Below are 16,378 nucleotides of genomic sequence, written 5' to 3'. Positions count from 1 at the left end.
TCAGCCCAGCGCGATCCGGTAGATGTCGGCGGTGAACGGATCGCAGCTGGTGTGGTCGTACAGCAGGTGCTCCCCGCCGTAGCCGTCCCGAACCACGTAGGTGTCGCCCACGTCGATGCCCCCGGGGAGTTCCGTGACCCGGTGGGGTGACCCGATGCCGCGGTACCGGAGGAGCCGGACGTCGGCCCCGCAGGCCGATCCGCTTCGCGCGAAGAACACGGTCCCGTCGGCGGCGACCGACGGCGCGTACTGGTAGGCGTTCGGGTTCGGGACGCGGAGGATTCGGTCGGTCGAGATCTGGTACCGGAACACCTGGCACTTCATGTGGTCGGTGCACTCCTGCCACGTGGCGAAGTCGCCGTTCACCTGCCCCGCGGCCGCGTATACGTGCGGCCCGCGCACGACCGCCAGCCGCAGGGTGCGGTGGGTGGTCAGGTTGAACAGCAGGACCTTGTATACGGGCCAGGTCTCCGTCAGCTTCCGGGTGAACAGCAGCCACGAGCCGAACATCGATGGGGCGGACTCCTCGTGCGAGGTGTTCACGCCCGCGGGCGGGTTCCAGCCGTGGCGGGTGGCCAGGTCGTACAAGCGCAGGTCCGAGTGCCTGCCCTTGATGAGCTGGTACACCAGGAAGGATCCGCGAATGCCGCCCGCGTAGGCCTGAGACCGGGGCGGGTTCACGCGGAAGGCGGGGCCGTGCTTCGGGCGCGCGTAGAGGTCGAAGTGGTCGGGACGGCCGGGCGAGTTCTGGGACCACACCAGGAATCCCGACCCGCCGGCAGGCAGCTGCTCCCACACGGGCGAGGCCCGGCGAGGCGACACGCCGTGTCCGGCGGCCCGGGCCGGCAACGCGAACGACAGGACCAGCCCGACCGTGGCCAGCACCGCTGCGCCTCGACGGATCAACGATCCCCCGTTTCGAGTCGGCGTCATACATGCGATTTCGGACGCACGCCCGCTTGCCTTGAGGGGTCGCGGTGCCGGTCGAGTGGCCCTCAGCCAGTGGCGGGCCTGTAAATCCACAGGCCCTGCCCGGCGTCGCTGGGACCTCTGTTGACCCCCTGCTCCGTCGCGATGGCGATCGCACTACCGGCCGCCACCGGGAGCCCCGGCCGGAAGGCGGAGGCGATCGAGGGCGTCGCCTCCGTCCAGGTGCCGGTGCCTACGTCGAGGACGGCGGCTCCGCCGCAATACCAGGCCAGGACTGTGCTGGCGGCGAAGGCGGTGCTCGGGTAGCACTCGCTGAAGTCGAGGGGAATGGGGGGCAGATCGCGCCACTGGTCCGTCTCGGCATCGTAGGCGGCCGCGTGCAGTTCGTAGTCCCAGGCCACCATCTCGCGGCCGGTCCAGGCCACGGCGGATGCCTGCGGCGACAGGTCCGAGGGTGCGATCACCCGCCAGGAGTCGGTGGCCGGATCGTACGCGGCTCCTCGAGCGAAGTCGGTATTGGCCTGGTTGCCGCCGTCGAGGTCGGCGCCGAACGCGATCACCTCCCTTCCCGTCCACACCGACGTGGCCAGGTTCAGGAGGAGAGGACCGGGCGCGATCGTTCGCCAGCTGTTTGACTCCGGATCGAACGCGGCCCCGTCCCGATACGTCTGTGCTCGATCGGGCCCCCCTCCCCACACGATGAGCTCCCTGCCGGTCCACACCACCGCGGCAGGGAACCTTGGATTGAGCGGAGGCTTCGGGATCGTCCGCCAGGTGTCCGTGGACGGGTCGAACGCGGCTCCATCCATGAGGGGCAACCCTCCGGACGACCGGCCGCCCCAGATCAGGACGTCGGTGCCGGTCCAGAAGGGCCATGCCTCCTCCCGTGCCGAGAGCGGCGATTCGGGAAGCGGGTGCCATGTGCCGGCCACCGGGTCGTAGGCGAAGCCGTCGGGCGGACCGGTCCCGGCGTCGGTGACCCCGCCCCAGTACACGAGCTGGCGGCCGGTCCACACCGTGACGGCACCGGTCCGGTGGCCCGGGAGGTTGGCGACCCTGGTCCATCCGGCCGGGAGCGACTCCCAGGGGTCCTGCGCTGTCGTGGCGATGCTCGATGGGGTCGGCCGGGTGGTGGCCGGAGACCCCGACGGTGGCGGGCGGAAGGCGAGCATCAGGAGGACCGCCGCAGCCACGCCCGCTGCGAGGGCAAGGGCCGCCGCCACCAATGGCCCCGGCCGGAGCGGAGCTCGCCGCCGATCGCGCTCCCCGGGAACGTCCAGGTCCGGTCGCCCGGCCCGGCGATCGATCTCCACCGACAGGTCCGGCGCCTCCAGCAGGTCGAGCGAGGCAAGCTCGCGTTCGAGGTCGATCATGTCTGTCCCTCCAGCATCCCGCGGAGGCTTCGTTTCCCCCGGCTGAGGTGGACCCGCACCGTGGCCCGGCTGCACCCCAGCGCGTCCGCGATGGCGGCCGTGTCGTGTCCGGCGTAGTAGCGGAGCACGAGGGCGGCCCGCTGGTTCCCGGGCAGCGCCGCGAGGGCGGCCAGCAGCGGCCCTGGAGGCTCGTCCATCTCGTACGTCGGCTCCTTGGTGAATGTCGTCCGGCGGCGTCGCTCCTTCAGCTCTCCGGCAGCGATCCGGAAGGCCGTCCGCCACACCCAGGCCCTGGGATCGCGCACGGCCTCGCCACGCCTGATGCACTGGGCGAAGGCCTCGGCCACCGCGTCGCTCGCCACCTCTCGGTCGCCGGCGAAGGCATAGACGGCCCGCCACACCCGCCGGCCCTCCTGTTCGTACAGCCGCGCGAAATCGCGCCGGGTCTCCACGCTCACACCGGGTCCACCCTTCCCCAGGGCCGGATCGTGCTTCGAACGTGTACCCGGAGACCGAGAAACTCCTAGCGGAGTTCCGCGCGAAGGCGACGGGTGGCGAGCCACCACACCGCCGAGTACACCAGTGCCACGCCCGCCAGCGCGGCCATGGCGACCCGGGGGCCAAAGGCCTCGGCAGCCCACCCCGCGGCCAGGTTCGACAGCGTGATGGTGAGGGTGACCAGGGCGAAGTCGAAGGCGAAGACCCGTCCCCGGATCCGGTCGGGCACGAGGGTCTGGAGTCCGTACGTGGAGAGCGTCCACTGCGCCCCGCCGCCCAGGTGCGCGGCCGCGGACAGTGGCCCGGCCGCCAGGAGCGTGGGCATCAGCGGAAAGACCCCGTAGAACACGCCGAAGCTCGCCAGCGCGATGCCGATGGCGATGAACAGGCCGCGCAGAGTGTTCCCGGCGATCCGCCGGCCGATGAACGGGCCGATCAGCGCCCCCAGCCCGCGAAAGCCGTACAGCACCCCGATCCCGGCGTCGCCCTGGTGATAGACCTTCTTCGCGAACACCGGCAGCAGCACGAGCACGCCGCCGGCCAGCCCGAACCCGCCCTTCACGGCGAGGAGCGCGAGCACGCGGTGGTCCCGGCGCGCGTAGTGAACCGTCTCGACGGTCGCGGCGACGATTCCCGGTTGCTCCTCGGCCCTGGTCTCGTTGAACGCCCGCCGGATCTGGATGAGCAGGGCCGCGGAGAACGCGAACGACACCGCGTCACCGATGAAGGCGGCGTGCCGTCCGAGGGTCGCCGCCACCAGCCCTCCCAGGGCGGCTCCCACCGCCAGCATGGTCCCCCACGCCGAGCCGACCAGCGTGTTGGCCATGGCCAGGTCGGCGGGGTCCACCAGGTTGGGGACGGCGGCCGAGGACGCCGGCTCGAACACGGCCCCGAACACCGCCAGCAGGACCTGGAGCACGTACACGATCCAGATGTCGCCGGGGTGCCGAACGAACAGGAACCCCAGGCACAGCACGGCGCGGGTGGCGTCGGCGCCGATCATGAGGACCTGGCGGTTCATCCGGTCGACCAGCGCGCCGGCGATGGGGGACACCAGGAAGCTGGGCACGAGCTGCGCGATCAGCACCAGCGACGCCATCACGGGCGACCCGGTCACGTCCAGGATCAGGCCGTACAGGGCGACCAGCAGGAACCAGTCCCCCGCGAACGAGATCAGCTGGGCGGTGTACAGGTTGCGGAAGTCGGCGTTGCGGGAGAGCAGGGAGAGCCCGCCGCGCAGGCCGCTTCGGGGGATGCCCAGGCTTTCCAGTTCGCGAGGTTCCATGGCGGTGGGCCAGACTACTAAGGAGGACGAGCGCCCACGGAGAAAGGAGCACGACCATGCTGGAGCGGTTCACCTGGTACCGGCAGTCGGCCTACCTGTGGAAGGGCGACGGCCAAAACGTCTACATCGACCCGTGGGGCGTGACGGGCGACCCGCCCGCCGACGTCATCTTCATCACGCACGCGCACTTCGACCACTACAACCCTGAGGACTTCGAGAAGGTCCGCCGGGGCGGGACCAAGGTCGTGGCCCCCCGCGACATCGCCCTGGAGCTCTCCGGCGACGTCACCGCCGTCGCGCCGGGCGACTCCTTCGAGGTGGAGGGGATCAAAGGCCACGCCATCCCGGCGTACAACGTGGTGGAGGACCGCCTGGAGAACCATCCGCGGGCCAACAACTGGGTCGGCTACATCCTGGAGCTGGGCGGGAACTCGTACTTCCACGCTGGCGACACCGACCACACGCCGGAGCTCGCCCAGGTCAAGGCGGACGTGGCGTTCCTGCCCATCGGCGGGACCTACACCATGACGGCCCCGGAAGCTGCTGAGGCGGCCAAAGCGATCTCGCCGCAGCTCGCGGTGCCCATGCATTACGGGTTCGTGGTGGGCACGCCGGCCGACGCCGAGACGTTCCGGCGGGAGTCCTCGCCGGTCCAGGTGGAGCTGCTGGAGCCACGGAACCCCTTCGAGATGACCTAACCGCGGGGGGACGTTCGTAGGGTATCGGCGCCGCCCCAAACTTGGAAGAATGGGGTCTCACGGCTCATCCAACGGATCGACCTGGAGGAGGGAGTCCCATGGCCCTGGGCTACGACCGGTCCCTGTACGTCCTGGCGTTCGACCACCGCGGCTCGTTCGTGAAGAAGTTCTTCGGCCTCTCCGGACAGCCCAACGCGGAGGAGACCGAGCGGATCGCGGACGCGAAGACGGTGATCTTCGAGGGATTCCGACGGGCGGTGGAGGAGGGAGCGCCCAAGGAGTCGTGCGGGCTCCTCGTCGACGAGCAGTTCGGCGCCGACATCGCGCGCACGGCCAAGAAGGAAGGCTTCATCTTCGCCATGCCCGTCGAGAAGAGCGGGCAGGACGAGTTCGACTTCGACTACGGGGACGACTTCGGGGCGCACATCGAGGAGTTCGACCCGGTGTTCACGAAGGTCCTGGTCCGCTACAACGTCGAGGGCGACCAGGAGATGAACGGGCGCCAGACCGAGCGGCTGCGCCGGCTGTCCGACTGGCTGCACGAGCGCGACCGGAAGTTCCTCTTCGAGCTTCTGGTGCCGGCGGAGCAGTCGCAGCTGGACCAGGTGGGGGGCGACGCGGACCGCTTCGACAAGGAGCTCCGGCCCGGGCTGATGCGCCAGGCCATCGCCGCGCTCCAGGACGACGGCGTGGAGCCCGACATCTGGAAGATCGAGGGCCTCGACCGGCGCGAGGACTGCCAGATGATCGCCGAGCAGACCCGGGCCGGGGGCCGCGACGGGGTGGCGTGCGTGGTGCTGGGCCGGGGCGCGAGCGACGACGCCGTCATCCACTGGCTCCGGCAGGGCGCCGGGGTTCCCGGCTACATCGGGTTCGCCATCGGGCGGACCATCTGGTGGGACCCGCTGAAGGCGTTCGTGGACGGGCAATCCCCTCGGGAGGACGCCGCCGCGAAGATCGCGGCGAACTACCGCCGGATGATCGACGTCTACCGGGAGGCCTCCGGGGCCTGAGGCTCGGGCTCCCGCTCGCCAGCCCCGATTCCGTGGCCTGACCGGGAACTCGGGCGCCGTTCCCGACATGTACCGGTCGATGACGAACGCGCGCGACCCGGTGGGCGGATCCACGGACATCGAGCTGTGGCGCCGCGCGGTGGGCGGTGAGCCGGAGGCGTTCGGGGGCCTGTTCGAACGCCACGCCAGGGCCATCTACAACTACTGCTTCCGCCGGACGGCGGACTGGGCCCTGGCCGAGGACGTCATGTCCACCACGTTCATGCACGCATGGCGGCGGCGGTCCGAGGTCCGGTTCGACGGCGCCAGCGTGCTGCCGTGGCTGTACGGGATCGCGGCCAACCTGGTCCGGAACCTGCGCCGGCGCGCGGACCGGGACCGCTCGCTGGTCGAACGGGTCTCCGGGGTCGAACCGGGCGCGGCGGATGCGGCGTCGGCGTCGGCGTCGGCGTCGTCGGCGGATCCGGCCGACGACGTGGCCGGCCGGCTGGACGCCGAGCGGCGCATGGCCGAGGTACTGGAGCGCCTTCGCGCGCTGTCCGAGGACGACCAGGACATCTTCAGCCTGTGCGTCTGGCAGGGGTTGTCCTACCAGGAGACGTCCGTGGCATTGGGTGTCCCGGTGGGGACGGTCCGGTCCCGGCTGTCGCGGGCCCGGGAACGGCTTCGCCGCTCGCTCTCGCCGGACACCGGTTCGGAGGATCCTCCCGAGCTGCCTCGCGCACTCACGGAACGGAAGGAGGCCTGACATGCACGACGAATTGGCCCTGCTGGCGCCGCAACAGGAGCGCGACCTCCCCTCGGGGCGGCTGGCCGCGCATCGCCGAGCGCTGGTCGAGCACGCGGCGGGCACGGGCGCCTCCGGCGGCGGCCCGATCAAGCGACGCCGCCGCTCCTGGCGCGTCGCCCTGGTCCTGGTCCCGGCTGCGCTGCTCGGGACGGCGGTCGCCGTCGCCTCGGGGGCACTGCGGACGGCGGATCAGGTCGCGGACGAGGTCACGTGCTTCGCGGCCCCCGACCTCGGTTCCGCCGCGGCCGGGTTTCCCTCGGCGGCCGGCCAGAGCCTCGCGGCTCAGTGCGAGCACGCCTGGACCTCCGGCGGCATCACCTCCCCGGCCCCGGGTCCGGCGCCCGCGGTGTGGATCGCGTGCGTGGGCCAGGCCGGCGGCGTGGACGTGTTCCCCAGTGAGGACGCCGGCCTGTGCGGGCGTCTCGGGCTCCAGCCGCTCCCGCCGGACTATGGCGAGGCGGTTGCTCGATACGCGGCTCTGGAACAGGAAATGTTCGCCTCGTTCCCGGAGTCGGAATGCATCGGCCGGGCGGCAGGTATGCAGACGGCGCGCCGGATTCTGGACGACCACGGCTACACGAGCTGGACCGTTCGGGCCGGCCGGTTCAGCGACGACGCGCCGTGCGGCCGGCCGGACCTCGATCCGGTCAACGGGATCGCCACGCTGGAGGCCGCCATCCGGCCGGAGCTCGCCGACGCCGTCCAGGGCACGATCGACCGGGACAGCTGCGGCCCGCAGGCAGACCTGCTCCGGCGGGTCCAGGACGCGGTCGACGCGGCGGGATTCTCGGACTGGACGGTGACCATCGACCACCAGCTCAGCAGCCAGTGGCCGTGCGTCGCGGGGTTCAATCCGGACCCGGCCGCCCGGCAGATCGTGCTCGCGGGTCACGCGACGGGGGGCTGAGCCCGGCCTCGTTTCACGGCCGGTTCGCCGTCCTCTAGAATCGCGGGAACGACCGACCAAGGAGGCTCACCGTGGCGGTGATCAAGACGATCGACCTGGTGGGGGTGTCGACCGAGTCCTGGCGGGACGCCGCCGCCCAGGCCCTGGCCGAAGCGACCAAGTCCCTGCGGGGGATCGAGGGCATGGAGGTGCTGGACACCAGCGCCACCGTGGAAGGCGACCAGATCAAGGAGTACCACACCCACGTACGGGTGAGGTTCCGCATCGAGCGGTAGCTCGACTGAGGCCGCCGGGCCGGCCAGGCCGAGATCGCGTTCGCGGCCTGGGCGATCTCCCGCGCTGAGGCGGCCCCGGCCACGAAGGCCTACTCGATGATGTCGTCGTCCCGCTCGCCGTAGGCCGGGATGACCGGCACGTACGGCTCGGGGTCCCCCTCCCACTGCATGGCCCGGATCTGGGCCGAGCTTCGGCGCCCCGCCAGCGCCCGGACCAGGTCGAACCGGTCGGCCGTGACCGTGGCCCCGACCGGTTCCTCGCCCAGCACGCGCACCTTCTCCCCGTAGCGCACCCGAAGCCCGAGCACGCCGAGGGCGCGAAGCCGCATGTCCAGGCTGTAGCTGAACGCGGCGAGCGCCACCCCGACGCCGGCGCTCTCCCGGTCCCCGGGCACGCCGACCGTGGTCCGGACGTCCTGGGTGTGCATGGCCAGGTCCGTGACCACGATGGCCCCCAGGAAGGGGTGCTCGTACGGGAAGGGTTCCTCGCCACGGAGCATCGGCGCGAGGCGCCCGGCCAGCCCGGCCCACTCCTCGAGCACAGCGTCCAGGGGACGCCCCCGGCGGGACTGGACCTCACGGGCGTTCCAGGCGTCGCGTCGGTCCGCCTGTTCCTGATCACGCAACGACTCCAGTAGGTTGAGGTCGGGCTGGGCGTCGCCGGTGGCCGCGATGTGGGCCTCCGCCGTGACGTGCGCGATCGCGTCTCGCACGTCCCAGTCCGGAGTTGCCTCCACGGTTCGGGCCAGCATGTCCTCGGGTAGCCCTCGGAGCACCTCGACCAGATGCTCGTGGGTCTCGCTGTAGGCCGCCGCCAGGTCGATCATCCCGAAGTCCCTCCGACCAGTACCCATACCACCTTGTTCGTGTCGTCGGGGGCTGCGGCGGCGAGCACGCCCCCCAGGTGGATGGCTTTCGAGGTCGCCGTGGTGGGGTCGATCCGCCAGAGGTCGCCGCTCATGTCGGTGACCCACACGGCGCCGAGGCCCCCCGAGATGCTCGTGGGATCGCTCCCCACCCGGATGGGGTTGCCCACGACCCGGCGCGTTCGGGGATCCACCTGGACGACCTGGCCGGAGAACTTCTGAAGGACCCACAGGGAACCCGACTCGTCCGTGACCCCGTCCAGGCCTCCCTGTACTGTCGCCGGAGGTCCCACCTCGCCGGTGGGCTCGATCCGGCGAAGGGTGTCGTGGAGGCCGTCTGCGACCCACACGCCGTCGGGGCCAACGGAGAGTGCGTCCGACGGCATGGTCATGCGCACAACCCTCTTCGTCGCCAGGTCGATCCGGATGACCACTCCCTGCGCGAAGGACATCCATGCAGAGCCAAACCCGACCCCGAATCCCGTTTCCTCGCCCACCGCGGACTGGAACGGGTACTGATGGAGGACGGTCAGTGTGGCCGGATCGACGCGGAACAGATAGCCGACCCCGCCCGATGGCCGCAGGACCACCCGGAGCCCTCCCCGACAGTGATGCCGTCGACGGGGTTCTGGACGTGGCTCAGTGGAACGGTCTGTTCGGCGCCCGTCCCGGGATCGATGCGGACCAGGTTGGCGTCCGCATCGGAGGTCCACACCCCCGCCTCGCCGGCCTCCAGGAAGTTATTGCGTGCGAACGCGCCCCTGCCGAAGGTGCCCGCGACCGTCTTCGTCACTCGATCGGTCTTCGGGTCGAACGCCACGATGCCGTTGGCGATCGTCACAGGTGCCGCCGGGCTACCAGGAGCGCTTGCGGAGCTCCCATGCTTGGGCGGGGGGACCGTGGTGGCCGCATGCCGCCCGAGCGAGAAGATGGTGGCTGCGACGCCAACGACGACGACCGCCGCCGCGGCAGCGGCGACCATCAGCCGACGGCGCGACGGCGGGGCCGCAGGAGCCCCGGCCGAAAGGGCCTTCCTGGCGTCGTCTGCCAGCTCGCTCGCCGTCGCGTACCGATCGGCGGGCCGCTTGGCCATGGCCCTCGCCACCACGCGATCGATGGCCGGAGGAAGGTCCGGCCGCGCATCCGTGACCCTCGGCGGCGCCTCCTCGAGGTGGGCATACAGGACCGTCACCTCGCGGTCGCTCTTGAACGGGGTCATCCCGGTCAGGCACTCGTACAGCAGGCACCCCAGCGAGTAGACGTCGGCACGGCCGTCCACCGGCTCGCCCCGGATCTGCTCGGGGGCCACGTAGTCGATCGACCCCATGAACTGCCCGGTCTTGGTGAGCGCCGTGCCCTGCGCCATGCGCCGGACCAGGCCGAAGTCGGTCAGGTAGACGTGCTCCGCCCTGGACCCGTCGCGTCCCGCCACGAGCACGTTCCCGGGCTTCACGTCCCGGTGCACCAGCCCGCGCCGGTGGGCCGCGTCGAGCGCGCTGGCTACCTGCGCCACGATCGCCACCGCGCGCTCCGCCGGCAGCGGCCCCTCCCGTTCGATCAGGGAGCGGAAGTCGGTCCCGGGCACGTAGCGCATGGCGATGAACAGGAACCCGTCCAGCTCGCCGGCCTCGTGGATGGGGACGACGTTCGGGTCCTCCAGGCTCGCCGCGATCCGCGACTCCCGGATGAAGCGCTCCCGGAACGCGGCGTCGCCGGCCAGCTCGGGCGCGAGGACCTTCAGGGCCACCTGCCGGTCCAGCTCCGCATCCCGAGCCAGGTAGACGACGCCCATGCCGCCCCGGCCCAGCACCCGCTCGATCCGGTACCGGCCGAGCACGCTTCCCGGTGCGAGGTCCGCCACGTGTCTCTCTCCGGCTAGGGTGCCTCGGTGGTCACCCACACGGCTCCCGCACCCAGAGCCATGCTCGTCGGGTTCGCGCTGCCCGTGGAGATGTGCTCGATCACCTGGCCCGTCCCGGGATCGATCTCGTCGACCTCCTCGTAGGTGGGGAGGATCACCCAGATGTGACCGAACCCCACCTGGGGCTCCACCGCCCAACTGTCGAGGTGGGCGACGTTCACGGTCCGATGGAGGATCGGGTCGTATTCGACGACCGTGCTGTCCCCGTAGTTCGTGATCCAGAGTTCGCCGTCGGCGAACACCAGCCCATTGGGGCTGGACGCGATGTCCAGGAGGGTCTGCTTCCCCGTGGAGAGGTCGATCTGGCTCACGCCCCCCGAGCCGTAGTTCGCCACCCACAGGAATCCGTCGCCGGACGCGATGGCCAGCGGCGCCTGGCCGACCGCCTTCTGCTCCACGACCCTCTTCGTCCTGGTGTCGACGCGCAGGAGCACCCCGGGGTCCTGCTCCGCAGGGTTCCCGCGAGGGATGTTGCATCCCTGGGTCACCCACAGCGAGGTCCCCACCACGATGGTCCGGCATTGGTCGAACAGCACCTGTGGAAGGGGCACCGGCAGCCCGGGCCTCAGCGACCGGGTGTTGACCGGCGTGACCGAGTGGTAGGTCGGCACCCACAGGGTGTGGTCCCCATCGAACGCCGTGGGAATCTCCGGGCGGAGGAGCCCGGCGATGCTGTCCCGCAGCTTGCCGGTGGCCGGATCGATGACCGCGATGGTCTGGTCCGGCTGGGAGACGAACAGCTTCCCGTCCGCGAACTGGACGAAGTCGAGGCCATGGGGGTACTGGGCCACGACCTGCGACGACGACGGGTCGATCTTCAGCACCGAGCCGGGTTGGACGGCGAACGGCGGGGTCGGCGAGCCGACGGAGGCGGGCACTGTGGGGGATGCCGAATGGCTCGGAGATCCCGACGCCGCCGGCCCGGGCCCGGGCGCTCCGTGTCCGTGGAGCGTGGCGATGAGCACCCCGGCGACCACCGCGGCGGCTGCCGCCAGCCCGATCACCAGCGACGTCCACCTGCGTCGCCGGCCGGCCGGAACGTCGCCGGCTGCGGACGCCGTTCGCGGTCCCGACGAAGTCTCGAGCGCCCCCGCCAACTCGGTGACGAACTCCCGGCAGGAGCCGTACCGGTCCGCCGGGTCCTTGGCCAGGGCCCGAGCCATGACCGCGTCAACTGCTGGAGGCAGATCCGCCCGATGCTCGCTTGGGCGCGGCGGGGGGTCGTTCAGGTGGGCGTACATCGTGCCCACTTCGTGCTCGCGGGCGAACGGCACCTCGCCCACCAGGCACTCGTAGGCCACGCAGCCCAGGGAATACTGGTCCGTGCGCCCGTCGAGCTTCCCCCGCTGGAACTGCTCGGGGGCCGCGTAGTCGACCGTTCCCAGGAACTGGCCCGTGCCGGTGAGCGCCCCGGTGTCCGACGCGGACCGCTTGGTCAGCCCGAAGTCGGAGAGGTAGGCGTGCTCCTCCTCGCCCTCGCTGGTGGCCACCAGGACGTTCGACGACTTCACGTCGCGGTGGACCAGGCCCCGGGCGTGCGCGGCGTCGAGCGCACCCGCCACCTGCCGGAGGATCCCCACCGCCCGACCCGGCTCCAGGGGCCCGTCCCGCTCGACGAGCGCCTTGAGGTCGATGCCCTCGACGTAACGCATGGCGATGAACAGGACGCCATTCGCCTCGCCTGCCTCGTAGATCGGGACGATGTTCGGGTGGTCGAGGGAGGCGGCCAGCTCCGACTCCCGCACGAACCGCTGCCGGAACAGTTGGTCCTGCGCCAGTTCGGGGGCGATCACCTTCAGCGCGACCCGCCGCTTCAGCCGCCGGTCCTCGGCCAGGTACACCAGGCTCATCCCGCCCCGGCCCAGCAGGGATTCGATCCGGTAGCCGGCCAGATCCGTGCCGATCCGCGAGTCGGTTCCCATGGTCCCCCGGTTTCTACACCGGAGGCCGGGGATTGGGAAGAAACGGCACTACGAGACCGAGATCGCCACCGCCGTCGAGTAGCTGGAAGCGGCGCTGTTCCCCGTATTCCGAACCCGCGCCCGGAACTTGTAGGTGCCGGTCCCCGCATCCGGCACGAAGCTCGCGCTTGCCGCGGTCTGGTTCGTCATCCAGTTCACGAACGAGGTCGAGCCGGGCCGCTGGATCTGCACGTCGAACGCGAACCCGGCGGGGGCGGCGGCCGAGGACCAGGTGACCGTGAAGCTCGTCGTGGTCCCGCCCGACTTGGGGCTCACCGTGATCGGCACGGCGACGGTCTGGTGGTGCCCCAGCTTGTCGTTCACCCGGTACTGGCCGCCGCCGATGAACGTGAACCGGTAGTACGCGACGGGGGAGAGACTCCCGGAGTCGAACAGGCCCATCCCGGTCCCGTCCACCGCCCCGTTGGCGGAGGGGCCGAGGACGTTCCACTGCACGGTGCCTCCCTGGACGGGCTTGGTGGTGGCGGCCGAGAACCCGGCGTCGGTCACCGAGACGTAGACGGTCTTCGGCTGGGCCTTGACCGTGGTGGAGGCGGTCGCAGAGTTGTTGGCCGAGTTCGGGTCGGGCTCGGTGGCCCCCACGGTGGCCGTATTGGACAGGGTCCCCGATTGGATCGGGGTGACCTTGATGGTCACCGTGGCCGATCCTCCGCTCGCCACCGATCCCAGGGCACAGCTCACGGTGCTCGTGCCGGAGCAGGAACCCTGGCTGGCGGTCGCCGAGGTGAAGATCACCGGGCTGGGCAGAGGGTCGGTGACCACGACGTTGGTGGCCCCGGAGCCTCCGGCGTTGGCCACGGTGAGGGTGTAGGTGAGCTGGCTGTCAGCGACCACCGGGTTGGGCGACCTGGCCATCGCGATGGAGAGGTCCGCACTCACGTTCTGGACGTGGAGGGTCGCCGTCGCCGAGGTGGCCATGGCGTCGACAGGGACGGAGGGGCACGTGCGCGGTGGGCAGTTGTCGGTGGTGCCGTCGCCGAGTTCCCCGAACCCGTGTTTCCCCCAGCACTCCACCGTGCCGTCGGTGGTGACTACGCAGGTGTGGAAATTGCTCACCGAGACGACCAGGGCGGTGGTGAGTCCCGACACGTCGACGGGCACGTCGGAGTCCGTGGTCGTTCCATCCCCGAGCTCACCGTAGTCGTTGAGGCCCCAGCACTTCACTCCGCCACCGGTCATGACGGCGCAGGTGTCGGTCGGCCCTGCCGAGATCGCTTTGACCCCGCTTGTCAGACTCGACACATCGACCGGCACGCTGGAATCGGTGGTGGTGCCGTCCCCGAGCTCTCCGTAGTAGTTCTGGCCCCAGCACTTCACCCCGCCCCCGGTTGTGAGGGCGCACGCGTGGTTGCCGCCCGCCGAGATCGCCGCCACGCCGCTGGTGAGTCCCGAGACGTCGACCGGGGTTAGGGATCCGCAGGGGAAGCAGTTGCTGACCCCGTTTCCGAGCTGGCCCCGGCCCTCTGCCCCCCAGCACTTCACCCCTCCCCCAGTGGTGAGGGCGCAAGTAAAGCCGGTGCCAGCCGAGACGGATGCAACGCCGCTCGAGAGGCCCGAGACGTCGACGGGAACAAGCGAGTCGTTACTCGTGCCATCGCCGAGTCCCCCCGGGCCCTCATATTCGCTGTTCGCCCCCCAGCACTTCGCCCCGCCTCCGCTGGTGAGGGCGCATGTGTGGTCATACCCCGTCGAGATTGCGGCCACGCCGATGGTGAGCCCCGCGACGTCAACGGGCACGGAGGAGTTCGTGAGCGTCCCGTTCCCGAGCCAGCCGTTGAGGTTCCAGCCCCAACACTTCGCCCCGCCGCCCGTCGTGACTGCACAGGCGTGCCACGTGTTCGCAGAGACCGACGCCACGGCGCCGGTGAGCCCGGGCACATCGACCGGGACAGAGGAGCAGATATCGTACGTAAAGATATTGCAGGAGTCTGTGACCCCCGGGTTCCCGAGCTCCCCGAAAGCATTGTCACCCCAGCACTTCAGCCCTCCCACCGCAGTGATGGCGCATGTCGCATTGGTCCCAGCCGAGACGGCTGAGTACTTGATGGCGCCGGTCACGGTGTGGTCGCCCGCCGCGGTGGCGCTGCAGGTGGCTCCGTTGCAGCTCCCGTCGGGGGCGATGGAGAACGTGGTGTTCGCCGTCTCGTCACCCAAGGAGTTGCCGAACTGGTCGAAGCCCTGGGAGGTGTAGGCCTGGGACCCGCCCGGGGCGATGGTAGTGGTGGCGGGAGAGAGCGACAGGTGGTCGAGGGGGCCCGGGTTGACGTGCAGGGTGGCCGTGGCCGTCTTGCCGGAGAGGGTGGCGGTCACGGTGTGGTCCCCGGCCACGGTGGCGGTGCAGGAGGCTCCGGTGCAGGTGCCGTTGGGGGAGATGGAGAAGGTGGCGGCGGCCGTCTCGTCACCCAGGGAGTGGTGGGCGGCGTCGGCTCCTTGCGCGGTGAAGGCCTGGGACGCTCGGGCCGGCAAGGTTGCGGTGGCCGGCGAAATGGTCAGGCGAGCGAGTGGATTGGGCATTGTCCCCACGGACGCGCCCGCTCCCTCTCCCACCGCGTTCACCGCGGTCACCGTGTAGGAGTAGGCCGTGCCGTCGGTGAGCCCGGCGTCGGTGTAGGTGGTGGTGGACCCTCCGAGGGTGGCGATCGGGGTGGGGCCCTGGTCGGCGCGGTAGATGTGGTATCCCGTGACGAAGGCCCCGCCGCTAGTGCGCCGCCTGCAAAATGGCTTTACAACGGTTGACCTTCTCCACGATTGACGCCACGGTCGCCGTCCACACGAACGGGTTGGGGGCCTCGTTGTAGGCGTCGAGGTAGGCGTGGATCGCCTCGATCAACGACTCGATGCTCGGGAACACGCCGCGACGGATGGCCTTCTGGGTGAGCTCCCGGAACCACCGCTCCACCAGGTTCAGCCACGAGGAGCTGGTCGGGGTGAAGTGGAGGTGGAACCGGGGGTGCTTGGCCAGCCACGCCGTGACGTTGGGGTGGGTGTGGGTCCCGTAGTTGTCCACGATCAGGTGCAGGTCCTTGCTCCGGGGGAACTCCCGGTCCAGCACCCGCAGGAACGTCAGGAACTCCGAGTGGCGGTGCCGGGGCAGGCACTTCCCGATCACCCGCCCGTCCAGGGTGTTGAGCGCGGCGAACAGGGTGGTGGTCCCGTTTCGCTTGTAGTCGTGGGTCATCGTCCCCGCCCGGCCCCGCTTCATCGGAAGCTGAGGCTGGGTCCGGTCCAGGGCCTGGATCTGGCTCTTCTCGTCCACGCACAGCACCACGGCACGATCCGGGGGGTTCAGGTACAGCCCGACCACGTCGGTGAGCTTCTGTAAGAACCGCGGGTCGTTCGACAACTTGAACGTCTCCACCCGGTGGGGCTGCAGGCCCGCGGCGTCCCAGATCCGCCCCACCGTGGCCGGCGAGATCCCGACCACCCGGGCCATGGATCGGGTGGACCAGTGGGTCTGGCCCTTCGGCTTGGTCTTGGTGGTCAGCGAGATGACCTCGGCGATCTTCTCGGGGGGGATGGAGGGCTTGCGTCCCCGGCCCTCCTCGATCTTGGCGAGGGCCTTCGGCCCGGCCGAGGCGAACCGCCGGCGCCACAGGATCACGGTCGGTCGGGACACCCCCACCTGGGCGGCGATGCGGGCGTTGGGGATCCCCTCGGCGGCGGCCAGGATGATCCGGGCCCGGGTGGCCACGCTCTGGGGGGTGCTCCCGCCCCTCACCCATCGCTCCAGGAGCGCCCGGTCCCCCTCGGAGATCGCCACCGCAGCGGCAGGATGCCACACGACGGGAGGCTACCTCCCGCGTCTCCCTCTGTCAAGCTATTTGCGAGGCATTACACTAG

15 protein-coding genes are annotated in these 16,378 nt (G+C 70.5%); 5 read left to right on the top strand and 10 right to left on the bottom strand.

Going from position 1 to position 16,378, the window contains the following annotated elements:
* The 4 genes from M3Q23_05495 to M3Q23_05480 form a co-directional block, all read right to left on the bottom strand.
* Positions 1-906 (bottom strand): hypothetical protein, encoded by a 906-nt coding sequence (locus M3Q23_05495; GenBank protein MDP9341557.1) that lies wholly within the window; start codon positions 904-906, stop codon positions 1-3.
* An 89-nt stretch (positions 907-995) separates the two neighbouring features.
* Positions 996-2,303, bottom strand: a complete 1,308-nt coding sequence (locus tag M3Q23_05490) for a hypothetical protein (GenBank protein ID MDP9341556.1) — start codon at positions 2,301-2,303, stop codon at positions 996-998.
* Positions 2,300-2,761, bottom strand: a complete 462-nt coding sequence (locus M3Q23_05485; GenBank protein ID MDP9341555.1) for a sigma-70 family RNA polymerase sigma factor — start codon at positions 2,759-2,761, stop codon at positions 2,300-2,302. The genes M3Q23_05490 and M3Q23_05485 overlap by 4 nt, the downstream gene beginning before the upstream one ends.
* A gap of 65 nt (positions 2,762-2,826) precedes the next feature.
* Positions 2,827-4,086: an MFS transporter gene (locus M3Q23_05480; protein ID MDP9341554.1), complete on the bottom strand. Its 1,260-nt coding sequence runs from the start codon at positions 4,084-4,086 to the stop codon at positions 2,827-2,829.
* 56 nt (positions 4,087-4,142) lie between these two features.
* Between M3Q23_05480 and M3Q23_05475 the strand changes: the two genes are divergently transcribed.
* The 5 genes from M3Q23_05475 to M3Q23_05455 all read left to right on the top strand — a co-directional run bounded on the left by M3Q23_05475 (position 4,143) and on the right by M3Q23_05455 (position 7,769).
* The gene (locus tag M3Q23_05475) at positions 4,143-4,784 is read left to right on the top strand and encodes an MBL fold metallo-hydrolase (protein MDP9341553.1); all 642 of its coding nucleotides are present in this window, start codon (positions 4,143-4,145) and stop codon (positions 4,782-4,784) included.
* A 98-nt stretch (positions 4,785-4,882) separates the two neighbouring features.
* Positions 4,883-5,797, top strand: coding sequence for a DUF2090 domain-containing protein (locus tag M3Q23_05470; GenBank protein MDP9341552.1), 915 nt, complete (start codon positions 4,883-4,885; stop codon positions 5,795-5,797).
* Between the two features lie 79 nt (positions 5,798-5,876).
* Positions 5,877-6,545, top strand: a complete 669-nt coding sequence (locus M3Q23_05465) for a sigma-70 family RNA polymerase sigma factor (GenBank protein MDP9341551.1) — start codon at positions 5,877-5,879, stop codon at positions 6,543-6,545.
* A gap of 1 nt (position 6,546) precedes the next feature.
* Entirely contained in the window at positions 6,547-7,494 is a 948-nt protein-coding gene (locus M3Q23_05460) for a hypothetical protein (GenBank protein MDP9341550.1), read from the top strand.
* Positions 7,495-7,565: 71 nt separating this feature from the next.
* The gene (locus tag M3Q23_05455) at positions 7,566-7,769 is read left to right on the top strand and encodes a dodecin family protein (protein MDP9341549.1); all 204 of its coding nucleotides are present in this window, start codon (positions 7,566-7,568) and stop codon (positions 7,767-7,769) included.
* Positions 7,770-7,858: 89 nt separating this feature from the next.
* On the opposite strand, the gene M3Q23_05450 is transcribed toward M3Q23_05455, so the two are convergent.
* The 6 genes from M3Q23_05450 to M3Q23_05425 form a co-directional block, all read right to left on the bottom strand.
* On the bottom strand, positions 7,859-8,596 hold the full coding sequence (locus tag M3Q23_05450) for a maleylpyruvate isomerase family mycothiol-dependent enzyme (protein ID MDP9341548.1): 738 nt from the start codon (positions 8,594-8,596) through the stop codon (positions 7,859-7,861).
* Positions 8,593-9,225 (bottom strand): hypothetical protein, encoded by a 633-nt coding sequence (locus M3Q23_05445; protein MDP9341547.1) that lies wholly within the window; start codon positions 9,223-9,225, stop codon positions 8,593-8,595. Before M3Q23_05445 ends, M3Q23_05450 begins: the two co-directional genes overlap by 4 nt.
* Positions 9,165-10,496, bottom strand: a complete 1,332-nt coding sequence (locus M3Q23_05440) for a serine/threonine protein kinase (protein ID MDP9341546.1) — start codon at positions 10,494-10,496, stop codon at positions 9,165-9,167. The genes M3Q23_05445 and M3Q23_05440 overlap by 61 nt, the downstream gene beginning before the upstream one ends.
* 14 nt (positions 10,497-10,510) lie before the next feature.
* A complete protein-coding gene (locus M3Q23_05435; protein MDP9341545.1) occupies positions 10,511-12,478 on the bottom strand; it encodes a protein kinase in 1,968 nt (655 codons plus the stop codon).
* 48 nt (positions 12,479-12,526) lie between these two features.
* The gene (locus M3Q23_05430) at positions 12,527-15,103 is read right to left on the bottom strand and encodes a hypothetical protein (protein ID MDP9341544.1); all 2,577 of its coding nucleotides are present in this window, start codon (positions 15,101-15,103) and stop codon (positions 12,527-12,529) included.
* Positions 15,104-15,236: 133 nt separating this feature from the next.
* Complete coding sequence (locus M3Q23_05425) at positions 15,237-16,319, bottom strand: IS630 family transposase (protein MDP9341543.1); 1,083 nt, start codon at positions 16,317-16,319, stop codon at positions 15,237-15,239.
* Positions 16,320-16,378: the final 59 nt, after the last annotated feature.

The organism is Actinomycetota bacterium (genome assembly GCA_030774015.1).
In the GTDB taxonomy this organism is placed as follows: Bacteria; Actinomycetota; UBA4738; order UBA4738; family JACQTL01; genus JALYLZ01.
Note: the sequence above shows the minus strand (reverse complement) of the source record. Positions and strands in the feature narration are given on the sequence as shown.